This window comes from Kitasatospora sp. NPDC096128, assembly GCF_040303105.1.
Lineage (GTDB): Bacteria > Actinomycetota > Actinomycetes > Streptomycetales > Streptomycetaceae > Kitasatospora.
In genome coordinates this window covers 1-12,247 of the sequence record NZ_JBEOSP010000012.1, presented here as the reverse complement: position 1 = coordinate 12,247, position 12,247 = coordinate 1, and the positions used below count along the sequence as shown (strand labels likewise).

The following is a 12,247-nucleotide window of genomic DNA, read 5'->3' as shown; positions in this document are numbered from 1 at the left end:
GGCTCAGTGGCGCGCGGACGGTTCGCCAGTTGATGCGACATCGGGGTTTGTGGGGTCACCCGCTCGCAGAAACCAAGGCTATCACCCGCATATGCCTTTGGATTCCAAGCTGACCCACCGTCAGAATGGTGCGGATACGACCCGAGTCCTTGCCGTCGGTGCGGCCCCGGTGAAAGTCGGGCGGGGAGTGAGATGGATCTCGCGATTGAGGGATCGAAGGCGTTCCGCGGTCCGATCGATCGTTTTCCGCCATTTCATTAGTTGAATTGACGACATTTCATGTGGGGGCTGCCTGATTGCGGCTCGGATGTCGGAAATGACACCCACCGTTCGGCGGGTTCGGCCTCCGCCTTTCGGCGGGGCTCCCCGGCTCCTTCACGGTCCGACGGGCACGACAGGCCCGACAGGTCCGACCGGCCTTGACGAGCCCGCCGGGCGATCGGCGTCCCGACGGCAGCAGTCGGCCCTCCTTGCGCCTCCGGGGAGGAGGTGCAAGGAGGGCCGGGTGAAGTCCTGCCGCCCGCCGGTCCACCGGCGGACCGGTGGCTCAGTCGTCCAGGACCATGGCCTCGGCGCACGCGGCGATGGTCAGCAGCAGCGCGTCGTCCTGGCCGGGGACGATCTTGACCGAGTAGTGCTCGCTCAGCAGCGACCACTCGCGGGAGACGTGCGCGATCTCCTGCTCGCCGTAGGTGATGGCGTACTGGTGGTCGGTGATGTTGCCGGTGACGTGGATCTCCGCGCCGTTCTCGAAGGTCACGGTGAACTTGTAGACCAGCGGGGAGAAGAGCGCCTTCTTCACGGTGGCGATGGTCTGCTCGCCGCGCTTGATGTAGCGGATGTCACGGAGCGTCATGATCTTCTCGGAGATCCGGTACAGCTCGTTGCCCTCGACGTCCTGGAAGGCGATCGCACCGCTGAAGCTGAACATCTTCTCGTCGACCTGGAACGCGCGCTCGCCGTTGCGCTTGATCCAGAAGTCGTGGGTGGGGGAGAAGAACTTCTCGTCGATGTCGTAGACGACGCCCTCCGGCACCGGCTGGTGGCCGTTCACCAGCTTCTGGCCCAGGTCCATCAGGAAGTTGTCGTGGTGCTCGCCGCGGCCCTGCTGCGGCGTGTCGCTGAACAGTTCCTGCGCGATGCCGAGCAGGCCGCCGAACTCGTTGCTCATGTTCTCTTCATCCCCTATGAGGTGCGTTTGCGGGGCTGATCCTAGGAACCGGATCAGGCTTGCCGACAGACCTGACCGGGGTCTGTTGCACAATCTGCACAGGGCGCGGGCAAGGTCGTTGCAGGAGGAATCCACGCAGGTCAGCAGGGGTGCCGGGGAGGCACACGAACGGCCCGGCAGGGGGCGGCGTCAGGCCGCCAGGGTCTCGCAGAGGTTCTCCACCCGGCGCTGCCGGAGCACCTGCGGCTGGCCGTCCGGGTGGATCAGCAGCGTCACACCACCGCTGAACAGGAAGTCGCCGGGGGCGTGGTACGGGTTCCCGGGGTGGATCGCGGCGCCGATGTGCGAGGAGGCCGGGATCCGCCACAGCCGGCTGCCGTCCGGCAGGTAGTCGAGCGTGCCCCGGCCGCTCTGGTCGCGCTCGACGCTGCGCCCGCTGTCCAGGTCGGTGTAGCGCAGCACCAGCGGGCCCCTGAACTGCACCCTCGCCGGTGAGCCGTCCGGGTAGCGGGCGGCGGTCCGGATCTCCTCACCGTCCGTCACGATCCCGACGTGCAGGTGGAAGTCACAGAGCGTGCCCGCCGGGTAGTCCCGGGGCTGGCTCCGGTACGGCTGCCAGCCGTCGTCGTCACTCCCCGCGGCCCCGGCGGCCGGGGCCCCGGCCAGCAGCAGGGCGGCCACCGAGGCCAGTGCGGCGAGCACGGCGGACGGACGGCGCAGACGGCGCAGACGGTTCGGGCGTGCGGACGTGCTCGGGCGTGCGGACATGGCGGCCCCTCCGGACGGACGACGGCGACGGACGCGCACCCCCTGCCGGGCACGGCGCGCAGTGGCTATCCTCGGACGCCGGGACGGCGCCCGCGATGCTTTCGGCCCCGGCCGAAACCCACCGGTAGCGCCCACCGTCGGCGCCCACCGGACACGCCGAGGTGTCGGGGGAGCGGAGGAGGCCAGTGCTGCGCATCCACTTCACCGCCGAGGACCTGCTCGGCGTCCGCTTCGCCGACGGCCCCGTGCCGCTGCTGGAACTCGGTCTCGCCGTGGCGATGCTGCAACGCCCCGACGGCGGCCCGGGTTTCGCCCGCCGACGCCGCGCCCTCGGTACCGCCCGGGTCAGGGCCGCCATGGCGCCGCTGCGGCAACTCGTCCCGCCCAGCGGCGCGGGCCCGCTCTTCCTCGACCCGCCCAGCCCGGACCTCGACCAGGGCCTGGACCTGGTCCGCCGTGCCACCGCCACCCAGGTGCGGGCGGACCTGACCCGGATCACCGCGGCCGGACTGCCCGTCACCGCCCTGCTGCGCCGCCTCGGCGACCAGGACCAGGACGCCTGGCGGTACCTGGAACGGGCGATGCGCGCCGCCTACCCGGAGCTGGTCGGCGCCGCCTGGCCGCAGCTGCGGGCCGGTTTCGACACCGACCTCGCCTGGCGCGGTCGGGTCCAGCGCGAACAGGGCCTGCGCGGGATGCTCGCCGGCCTGTACCCGGGCAGCCGCTGGCGGGGCGTCGTGCTGGAGCTCCCGGCCCGCCGCGAGCTCGACGTCCGACTCGACGGAGCCGGCCTGCTGCTCATGCCCTCCGCCCAGTGGACCGGCGGCCCGCTGGCCGGCCGGTACTCCGGCGGCACCCTCCTGGTGTACCCGGCGCTCACCCCGCTGCCGTACCTCCACCTCCCCGAGCCCGCCTCCGGGACGGCCGACGACCCGATCGCCACCCTCCTGGGCCGCACCCGCGCCGCCGTCCTGCGCCTCACCGTCGGCGAGCCGACCACCAGCCGGCTCGCCGCCGAGCTCAGGATCAGCCTGCCCACCGCCTCCGAACACACCCGAGCCCTCCGCAACGCCGGCCTGATCACCACCGCCCGCGCCGGCCGCGCCGTCCGCCACACCTGCACGCCCCTGGGCCACCACCTGCTCACCGCCGGGGCGACGCGGGACCGCTGACGCGGCGGAGCACCTGCCCGGGAGCCGGGGTCAGAGCCGGACGAGGGCCGCAGGGGTGAGGTCGGCGAGGGTGGGGTAGCCGTCGACGGCCATCAGGAGGTCGGCTTCGGCGAGCAGGCTGCGCAGGACGTGGACGACGCCGGCGGTGCCCTCCAGGGCGAGACCGTAGGCGTAGGGGCGGCCGACGCCGACGGCGGTGGCGCCGAGGGCGAGGGCCTTGACGACGTCGGCGCCCGAGCGGACTCCGGAGTCGAAGAGGACGGGCAGGCCGTCCGCGGCCTCGACCACGCCGGGCAGGGCGTCGAGGGCGGGCAGGCCGCCGTTGGCCTGGCGGCCGCCGTGGTTGGAGCAGTAGACGCCGTCGACGCCGCCGTCCTTGGCGCGCCGGACGTCCTCCGGGTGGCAGATGCCCTTGAGGAGGATCGGCAGGTCGGTGAGCGAGCGCAGCCAGGGCAGGTCGTTCCAGGTGAGCGGGTTGCCGAAGACGCGCACCCACTCCAGGACGGCCGCGCCCGGGTCCTCCTCCGGGGCCTTGGCGAGGCGGGCGCGGAAGACCGGGTCCGAGGTGTAGTTGGCCAGGCACCGGCCGCGCAGCTGGGGGAAGTTGGCCCCGGCGAGGTCGCGCGGGCGCCAGCCGGTGACCCAGGTGTCCAGGGTGACGACGATGCCCCGGTAGCCGGCGGCCTCGGCGCGGTGCACGAGGCTCTCGGCCAGGGCGCGGTCGGTGGGGGTGTAGAGCTGGAAGAAGCCCGGGGTGTCGCCGAACTCGGCGGCCACCTGCTCCAGCGGATCGACCGTCAGGGTGGAGGCGATCATCGGCACGCCGGTGCGGGCGGCCGCGCGGGCGGTGGCGAGGTCGCCGTGGCCGTCCTGGGCGCACAGGCCGATCACCCCGATCGGGGCCAGGAACAGCGGCGAGGGCAGGGTGTGGCCGAACAGGTCCACGGACAGGTCCCGCCGGGCCGCGCCGACCATCATCCGCGGGTAGAGGCCCCAGCGGTCGAAAGCGGTGACATTGGCCCGCTGGGTGGACTCGTCCCCGGCCCCGCCCGCCACGTAGGAGAGCACCGACGGCGTCAGCGCCGACCGGGCCCGGGCCTCCAGGTCGGCGAACGTCATGGGCATCGTCGGCAGCACGCCGCCGAGCCCGTTGAGGTGGATCTCGTTCTGGTAGTCGCCGAATTGCGGGGTCATCCTGCTCGACCTCTCTTTCAGGGGTGGGGTTCCCGGTGGGTGCTGCTCCGGATGGTGCGGAGGATGTGGTGGGCCCAGTCGGCCGGGCGGGTGTGGCCGAGGAGGGTGGAGAGGCGGGTCATGCGGCGGTGGCGTTCGGCCGGGGGGAGGTCGAGCGCGCGGGCGAGGACGGCGGTGAGGTCCTCGGGGGAGCGCGGGTCGGTGAGCAGGGCGGCCTCGCCGAGTTCGGCGGCGGCGCCGGTGTGGCGGGAGAGCACGAGGACGCCCGGGTCGGCGCGGGGGTGGGGGAGCAGGGCGGCTCGGGCGGCGACGAACTCCTTGGCGGTGAGGTTCATGCCGTCCTGGAGGGAGGTGATCCAGAGGACGTCGGCGGTGAGGTACTGGTCGATGACCTCGGCGGTGGAGAGACGACGGGGAAGGTAGTCGACGGGTTGCCAATCCCCTTGCTGCCAGCGGGTGTTGGCCTCGGCGATGCGCTGTTCGAGCCGGTTGCGGGTGGTGTCGTAGGCGGTGATGCCGGGTTCGGGCGGCGGGCAGACGAGGCGGAAGGTGAGCCGGCCGCGCAGGTCGGGGCGGCGGGTGAGCAGGCGGTCGACGGCGTCGACCTTCTGGACCGGGGCCTTGGCGTAGTCGAGGCGTTCGACGGAGAGCACGACGCGCTGGTCGGCCGGGCGGTGGCGCGGTGCGCGGAGCCGGTGCGGCGCGCGCAGGCGGACGAGCCGCTCGACGGCGGGCCGGTCGACGCCGAGCGGGTGGACGGTGGTGCGCGGCGGCCGGGGGAGGCCGGTGAGGGTCCGGCGGAAGTGCTCGGCGAAGGCCTCGGTGTGGAAGCCGGCCCAGTCGAGGCAGGCGAGCGAGGCGCGCAGTTCGGCGGCGACGGGGAGGGTGGCGAAGGTTTCCGGGGCGGGGAACGGGGTGTGGTGGAAGAGCCCGGTGCCGAGGTCGGGTCTGGCCCGGCGGAGCAGGCCGGGGACGAGCCACAGGTTGTAGTCGTGGATCCAGACGGTGGCGCCGGGGGCGGCCTGGGCGCTGATGTGGCGGGCGAAGCGGGCGTTGACGGTGCGGTAGTCGGCCCAGGAGCGCTCGTCGAAGACGGCCCGGTCCGGTTCGGACATCAGGACCGGCCAGAGCGTCTCCTTGCAGGCGCGGTGGAAGTAGCCGCTCCAGGTGCCCGGCTCCACGGGGACGGCGGCCAGCGGTGGGGCGGAGGCGGGGGGCGGGAGCGGGGCCTGACGGTCCCGGCCGGTGCGGGCGGTGACCCAGACGCCGGGCAGCTGGTCGGCGAAGGCGCTGGTCAGGGTGGGGAGGATGCCGTTGGGACTGCTGGGCGGCTGCCAGCTCTCGCCGTTCCAGTGCAGGGGCGGGCGGTGGTAGGCGACCACGAGGGAGTGCCGGCCGGCGGGCGGGGGTTCCGGTGCCGGGGGGAGCCAGCCGAGCGTGCGGAGCGCCGCGTGGATGCCGGCCGCACCGGGCCGGCCGGGGTGCTGCACCCGGGGGTCGTCGGCGAGGGCGCTGAGCAGCGCGGGTTCGGCTCCGGCGACGACCACCGCGTGGGTGCCGGCGCGGAACAGGGAGAGGTCGTTGAGGGAGTCGCCGGCGACCAGGATCCCGTCGGGCTGCCAGCCGAGCTTTCCGGCCAGGGCCCGGAGGGCGTTGCCCTTGGAGGCTCCCGGCGGCAGGACGTCGAAGTAGCGGTCCGCCGAGTACTCCCAGGCGCAGCCGAGGGCTTCGACGGCCGCGGTGAGTTCGGGCGTGAGCCCGTCCGGGGGGAGGTGGTAGGAGCACCGGCCGTGCTGGGAGACGCCGTGCTGGTAGGCGAGTCGGGGGAAGCGGCGCAGCGCGCCGCGGATCCGCTCCGGTCCGGGCCAGCCGGTGCGCAGCTGGTCCTGGACGGTGTCGACGGGCGTGAGGTCGGTGCCGTCGATGACGGTGGCGCCGACGTCGGCGATGATCCACCGGGGGCGGGGGACGAGCGGATCCCGGAGGAGTTCGCGGATCGAGGCCGGTCCGCGTCCGGTGGCGAAGACCGTGGTCACCTCGGGGTGGCGGGCCAGGTCGTCCCGTAATCGCCGTCGGTCGTCCCGGGTGCCGCCGAGCAGGGTGCCGTCCAGATCGGTGACCAGAATCTTCGACATCCGACGGACGCTAACACGGTCACGCCCGGTGGTGAAGCGTTCACGTCATGTTGGTGGCGGCGCCGAGGAGGCGGTCGAGCTCCGGCGCGCGCAGGGCCGCGCTGGAGCCGGGGCCGGTGGTCGCCGCCGCCCCGCAGACGGACGCCGCGGCGAGGCAGTCCGGCAGGCTCCAGCCGCCGAGGAGCCCGTGCACCAGACCGGCGTTGAAGCAGTCGCCCGCCGCGGTCGCGTCGACGACGGCGGCCCCGGCCGCGGTCCGGGCGGCCGGGACGTCGTGGCGCTCGCCGTCCCGGACGGCCGTGGCGCCCCGCGCGCCGCGGGTGACCACCAGGGTCGGCACCAGCCGGGAGAGGAGGCCGACCGCCTCGTCCAGGCCGTCGGCGCCGGTGAGCCGCAGGGCTTCGCCGTCGTTCGGCGTGAAGACGTCGACCAGCGCGAGGACTTCGCGGACGGCCGGGTCGGCGAGGCTCGCGGGCGCGTCGTGGCAGTCCATCACCACCAGCGTGCCCAGCCGCCGCGCGGCCCGGCACGCCGCTGCCGTCCCCTCGTCCCACCGCAGTTGGGGCAGCAGCAGGACGCGCGGGCGGAAGCGTCGCAGCAGCGGGACGAGCGGCTCGGGCTCGACCGGGTCCTGGAAGCTGACCATCGCCCGGTCGCCGTCGGACGCCAGGGCGACGGTCAGGCTCCGTACGGGGAACGGGTGTCGGCGGAACGCGGCCTCGTCCAGGCCCTCCTGTCGGGCGCAGGACAGCACCTGGGCGCTGAACGGGTCGGTGCCGAAGTCCGCGCTCCAGACCACCCGCCGGCCGAGCCGGTGCAGCGCCATCGCCGGTGTGTACGCACCGCCCGGCACCAGGCCGAAGCCGTCCGCGAACACCTCCGTGCCCGGCCGCACCGGCCGGTCCAGGCCGTGGAACACCAGATCGGTGAAGTACGGCCCCGCAACCAGGACTTCGTACGGCGGTAAGGATCCGTTCGTCTCCATCCGGCGAGCATACGGCGCCGGACCGGCACTGGGATCGGCACCGGCACCGGCATCGGCCCGATGCCGGCGCCGGTGCGGACGGGTGCCGGTCAGCTCAGGGTGCGGACGGCGGCGGCGTCGTACGGGCGGAGCTCGGCGAAGCGGTCGCCGAGGACCTTGGCGGCCCACTCGGGGTCCTGGAGCAGGGCGCGGCCGACGGCGACGAGGTCGAACTCGTCGCGCTCCAGGCGGTCGAGGAGGTTGTCGATGCCCTGGACGGAGGAGCCCTCGCCGGCGAAGGCGCCGATGAAGTCGCCGGCCAGGCCGACGGAGCCGACGGTGATGGTGGGGCGGCCGGTGAGCTTCTTGGTCCAGCCGGCCAGGTTGAGGTCGGAGCCGTCGAACTCGGGGACCCAGTAGCGGCGGGTCGAGGCGTGGAAGGCGTCGACGCCGGCCTCGGCGAGCGGCGTGAGGATCGCCTCCAGCTCCTCGGGCGTCTCGGCGAGGCGGGCGTCGTAGTTCTCCGACTTCCACTGCGAGTAGCGGAAGATCACCGGGAACTCGGGGGAGACGGCGGCGCGGACGGCGGCGACCAGCTCGGCGGTGAACTTCGTCCGGGCGACCGGGTCGCCGCCGTAGGCGTCGGTGCGGCGGTTGGTGCCGGCCCACAGGAACTGGTCGAGCAGGTAGCCGTGGGCGCCGTGCAGCTCGACGCCGTCGAAGCCGATCCGCTCGGCGGCCGCGGCGGCCTCCGCGAAGGCGCCGATCACGGCGTCCAGGTCGGCCCGGGTCATCGCCCGGCCGGTTCCCTCGGTGCCGTCCAGCCGGATGCCGGACGGGCCGACGGCGGGGGCGTCGGCGAACGGCGGGTCGCCCTGCTTGCGCACCATGCCGATGTGCCACAGCTGCGGCACGATGGTGCCGCCCGCGGCGTGGACGGACTCGGCGACCTCGGCCCAACCGGCGAGCTGCTCCTCGCCGTGGAAGCGCGGGATGCGGTCGCTCTGGCCGGCGGACTCGTGGCCGACGTACGTGCCCTCGGTGACGATCAGGCCGACGCCCGCGGCGGCGCGGCGGGCGTAGTAGGAGCGCACGTCCTCGCCGGGCACCCCGCCCGGGGAGAACTGGCGCGTCATCGGGGCCATGGCGATGCGGTTGGGCACGGTCAGCCCGTTGATCGTGACGGGCCGGGAGAGGATCTCGGCCGCGCGGGAGGCGGAGGGCTCGGTGACGGTCATGGGGTTCCTCGCGGGTTGCGGTGGTGTGCGCCGGGACGGAAACGGTCGCGGGTGCGCGAGTGCAAACCGGCCGGAGGGCCTCGGCATTTCGCCGATCGCGGGTGACCTGCTGTGATCCACGCCACTCTCCGCCCCCGGGCGGCCGGGTTCGGCGGACGGCCGGGCGCGGGGCACCGAGTCGGGGGACCATACGGGCATGGACAGTGGGACGGTGGTGCGGACCCGTCGCGCCTTGCACGCGGTGGCCGAGCTGGTGCTGGCCGGGCCGCAGCACCGGGACAGCGGGACGATCCGCCTGCGGGCCTGCGCCGGAGGCTTCGGGACGGTGGCCGAGCCGTGGCTGCGGGTGGTCGGGGCCGAGCTGGTGGGGCGCGGGCGGGCGGTGTCGCTCGAACGGACCAGCTGCGCCTCGCTCGGCGCGGCGCTCGGGCTCGGCGTCGGTGCCCCCGACGGGGTGTACCAGGACGGGCCGGGCGTCGCAGCCGACCACGCGATCGAGGTGGACCCGGCCGCAGCCCGGTGGCTCGCGCACTGCTTCGCCCTCGGCGAGGTGGCGCTGCGCGCCCTGTTCCCCGAGGCGGAGCCGGTCATCTGGCCCGAGCACTTCGACATCGCGGTGACCGTCGGCGCGGTGAACTACGGGCTCTCGCCGGGCGACGCCTTCCAGGGGGAGCCGTACGCGTACGTCGGCCCGCACGCCCCGCGGCAGGGGGAGTTCTGGCACGCGCCGTTCGGCGCCGCCCGGACGGTCCGTGAACTCGGCGGGGCGGGCGGCCTCATGGACTTCCTGGAGCAGGGCCGCCGGCTGGCCGGCGGAGCCTGACGGAGCCGCCGGCCGCCGCCGACCACCGGAGGCGGCCGACGGCGGCGGGGAGTCGTCAGCGGGGAATGGTCAGCGGGGAGCCGTCAGCGGTGGTGCCAGGTCACCGAGAAGTCGGTGCCGTCGGTGAGCGGGGAGGTGGTGGCCTTGGTGACGCCGTTCTTGGCCATGTCGATGAGCGACGGCTTCGCCGCACCGAGGCTCTGCCCGTTGACCTTGGCGTCGGTGAAGCGGACGACGTCGAAGTCGGCCAGCGGGAGGACGCCGAAGAGACTGGACGGGGCTTCGGCGATCACCTCGGCGGAGGCCAGCGCGGCGTTCTTCAGCGACTTGTCGATGACGTGGGACCAGCCCCGCGTGGTGTCGGACAGAGTGAGGGTGAAGGCGCCGCTGCCGTCGGTGGTGACGCTCGCGGTGAAGTGGTCGCCGGGGCGAACGGTGTCCTGGAACGTGGACGGGTAGGCCGGGTACATCTCGTACCAGGAGGAGTACACCGGGGAGCCGCTGGAGCAGTCCGCCTCGGTGCCGATCTGCTCGACCGTCTTGCTGCCGTCGCCGTCGAGCCCGATCCAGAAACCCGACCAGGCATCGGACTTGGCGCAGCTGACGGCCGGCTGGACCCAGTCGGCGCTGACGCTGGTGAACCGGCCGCCGGTGGCGGAGTACCCGGCCCAGTTGCTGCTGGTGCCGTGCAGGACGGCGTCGCCGTGGTGGTGCGCGGCGATCGGGGACTGGACGGGGAGGGCGGCCGGGAGGACGGCCGGGACGGCTGGCGATCCGCTGCCGAGCAGTGCCAGCAAGGCGGTGGCGGTGACGAGGGCGCGCCGACGGGCTTTGGACATGGCTGATCCCAGGGGAAGGGGGACGGGGTTGACCAAGCGTCGACAAAGCTAGTGGCAGCGCTCCGGGGTGAGCGGGCACCGAGGGCCGGCGGAGCCCGGAATCCCCTGGTCGGCCCAGTACCGGCGTCCGCGATGCCGGTGGCCGTGCCCGGCGCGACGCCCCGGCGGGGCTTCAGCCGTCAGCGGCGAGCGGCTCGGGCTCGGCGTCCAGCGCATCGAGCACTGCGTCGCCGTTCGCCCTCGCCCACTCGGTCAGCACGTGGATCGGATCGATCAGCGTCGCCCCGAGCGGGGTGAGCTCGTACTCGACGCGGGGCGGCACCTCGGCGTAGGCGTGGCGGCGGACGAGTCCGTGCGCCTCGAGCCGTCGGAGGGTCTGGGTGAGCACCTTGCGGGAGATGCCACCGATCAGCTTGATGAGCTCGCCATGGCGCACCGGGCCCTTGCTGAGGCCGTAGAGCACGACCACGGTCCACTTGTCGGCGATGAGCTCGACCGCCAGACGCGCCGGACAGTCGGAGAGAAAGGGGTCGCCGGGACCGAAACCGCTCATGGCGCCCAAGGTACCTGGCGGTTCCTGTCGAAAACCCAGCCTGGAATCGCTCCCCACCGACAAAGCACAGGAGAGTCATGCGAGTCATCACCCAGCAGACGCTCGGCGGTCCTGTCGAGCGCGTCGTCGACGCGCACCGGGTGCTCGACCGCGGTCACCTCCAGGGCAAGCTCGTGCTCACCGTCTGATCACCCCGGCAGCTGAGCTGCTCAGTGCCTCGTCTCGTACCTGGTCAGGACCACGCCGCCGGGGAACGTCCGGGTCTCCACCAGGGTCAGGTCCACCCAGCTGTCCAGCGCGGTGAAGAACGGTGTGCCGCCGCCCACCAGGACCGGATGGGCGGCGAGCACGTACTCGTCGATCAACCCGACGCGCATGGCCGCCCCGGCGAGGGTCGCGCCGCCGATGGTCATCGGGCCGCCCTCCTCGGCCTTGAGCCGGGTGATCTCGGCGATCGCGTCGCCGGAGACCAGGCGGGCGTTCCAGTCGACCTCGTCGATCGTCGAGGAGAACACCACCTTCGGCGTGTCCCGCCAGTTCCGCGCGAACTCGATCTGCGCCGGGGTGGCGTCGGGCTGCCGGTCGCCGGTCGGCCAGTAGGAACTCATCGTCTCCCATAGCTTGCGCCCGTACAGCGACAGGCTGCTCGCCTGCTCGTGGCCGAGCCACCACCGGAACAGCTCGGGGCTCGGCGGTCCGCTCCAGCCGATGTCGTCGCCGGGCGCGGCGATGTAGCCGTCCAGGGTCAGGTTCATGCCGTAGATCAGCTTCCGCATGGCCCAGCCTTCCGTCCGTGGGTGCCGGCGTACCGACGAGCGCGGCGCGGAAACCCATCGGCGCGCGATCCGGGCCCGCCCGAAGTCCTCGTGCTCTGGGCTCAGCGTCGTGTACCCGGCCGACCCGGGCAAGCCGCCTTGCCTCGCCCTCGTTCTCGCCCCGCGCCGCCGAGCCGTGGGGCAGACGGGCCGGGTTTTGCCTCGGGCCTCGGGGAGGGGTAGTGTTCACTGGTCGCTCGGCAGGGAGCACCGGACACGCGTCTGCGCGGACGGTCCCGGAGCGGCCAATCCCTTGAAACACCACTTCCGGTTCGTACCGGTCGTTTCGCTTTTTCGCGTCTCGGCTCGGTGCTGATTCGGTGTGTGCGTTTATCGGATTGCGGCTGGATTCGCTTTTCGGAGCGGGGGTCGGCTAGAGTTTGAAACGTCGGACAGGGCGTCAAACCCCGGACGGCAGAAGCGAGTTGGATGACGAAGCCCCGGAAACGGAGCGGAAAACATCTGATAAGCTGGAAACACGAAAGAACGAAGCGCCCGGAGGGCCCGCTGGAAGGCGGTCCGAAGGAAGCGTCCGTTCCTTGAGAACTCAACAGCGTGCCAAAAGTCAACGCCAG

11 protein-coding genes are annotated in these 12,247 nt (G+C 73.1%); 2 read left to right on the top strand and 9 right to left on the bottom strand.

All coding sequences use genetic code 11. From position 1 onward, the window contains the following. Positions 1 to 547: 547 nt before the first annotated feature. Both ABTY61_RS15680 and ABTY61_RS15675 read right to left on the bottom strand, forming a co-directional pair. A complete protein-coding gene (locus tag ABTY61_RS15680; RefSeq protein ID WP_350505524.1) occupies positions 548 to 1,171 on the bottom strand; it encodes an LURP-one-related/scramblase family protein in 624 nt (207 codons plus the stop codon). A 189-nt stretch (positions 1,172 to 1,360) separates the two neighbouring features. After that, entirely contained in the window at positions 1,361 to 1,939 is a 579-nt protein-coding gene (locus ABTY61_RS15675; RefSeq protein ID WP_350505523.1) for a hypothetical protein, read from the bottom strand. Positions 1,940 to 2,124: 185 nt separating this feature from the next. On the opposite strand from ABTY61_RS15675, the gene ABTY61_RS15670 reads away from it, so the two are divergent. Then, the gene (locus ABTY61_RS15670; RefSeq protein ID WP_350505522.1) at positions 2,125 to 3,111 is read left to right on the top strand and encodes an ArsR/SmtB family transcription factor; all 987 of its coding nucleotides are present in this window, start codon (positions 2,125 to 2,127) and stop codon (positions 3,109 to 3,111) included. Positions 3,112 to 3,141: 30 nt separating this feature from the next. Here ABTY61_RS15670 and ABTY61_RS15665 read toward each other — a convergent pair whose 3' ends face one another. The 4 genes from ABTY61_RS15665 to ABTY61_RS15650 all read right to left on the bottom strand — a co-directional run bounded on the left by ABTY61_RS15665 (position 3,142) and on the right by ABTY61_RS15650 (position 8,642). Then, positions 3,142 to 4,305 (bottom strand): alpha-hydroxy-acid oxidizing protein, encoded by a 1,164-nt coding sequence (locus ABTY61_RS15665; RefSeq protein ID WP_350505521.1) that lies wholly within the window; start codon positions 4,303 to 4,305, stop codon positions 3,142 to 3,144. Positions 4,306 to 4,322: 17 nt separating this feature from the next. Then, the gene (locus ABTY61_RS15660) at positions 4,323 to 6,440 is read right to left on the bottom strand and encodes a trehalose-6-phosphate synthase (RefSeq protein WP_350505520.1); all 2,118 of its coding nucleotides are present in this window, start codon (positions 6,438 to 6,440) and stop codon (positions 4,323 to 4,325) included. Positions 6,441 to 6,480: 40 nt separating this feature from the next. Further along, complete coding sequence (locus ABTY61_RS15655) at positions 6,481 to 7,425, bottom strand: carbohydrate kinase family protein (protein ID WP_350505519.1); 945 nt, start codon at positions 7,423 to 7,425, stop codon at positions 6,481 to 6,483. Positions 7,426 to 7,514: 89 nt separating this feature from the next. After that, complete coding sequence (locus ABTY61_RS15650; RefSeq protein WP_350505518.1) at positions 7,515 to 8,642, bottom strand: NADH:flavin oxidoreductase; 1,128 nt, start codon at positions 8,640 to 8,642, stop codon at positions 7,515 to 7,517. A 196-nt stretch (positions 8,643 to 8,838) separates the two neighbouring features. Between ABTY61_RS15650 and ABTY61_RS15645 the strand changes: the two genes are divergently transcribed. Beyond that, positions 8,839 to 9,465, top strand: coding sequence for a hypothetical protein (locus ABTY61_RS15645; protein ID WP_350505517.1), 627 nt, complete (start codon positions 8,839 to 8,841; stop codon positions 9,463 to 9,465). 83 nt (positions 9,466 to 9,548) lie between these two features. Here the strand turns inward: ABTY61_RS15645 and ABTY61_RS15640 are convergent, their stop codons facing one another. From ABTY61_RS15640 to ABTY61_RS15625, 3 genes are all read right to left on the bottom strand, one after another. Beyond that, a complete protein-coding gene (locus tag ABTY61_RS15640; RefSeq protein WP_350505516.1) occupies positions 9,549 to 10,304 on the bottom strand; it encodes a G1 family glutamic endopeptidase in 756 nt (251 codons plus the stop codon). A 172-nt stretch (positions 10,305 to 10,476) separates the two neighbouring features. Further along, positions 10,477 to 10,857: a winged helix-turn-helix transcriptional regulator gene (locus tag ABTY61_RS15635; protein ID WP_350505515.1), complete on the bottom strand. Its 381-nt coding sequence runs from the start codon at positions 10,855 to 10,857 to the stop codon at positions 10,477 to 10,479. 209 nt (positions 10,858 to 11,066) lie between these two features. After that, positions 11,067 to 11,633: a dihydrofolate reductase family protein gene (locus ABTY61_RS15625; protein ID WP_350505514.1), complete on the bottom strand. Its 567-nt coding sequence runs from the start codon at positions 11,631 to 11,633 to the stop codon at positions 11,067 to 11,069. Between the last annotated feature and the right edge of the window lie 614 nt (positions 11,634 to 12,247).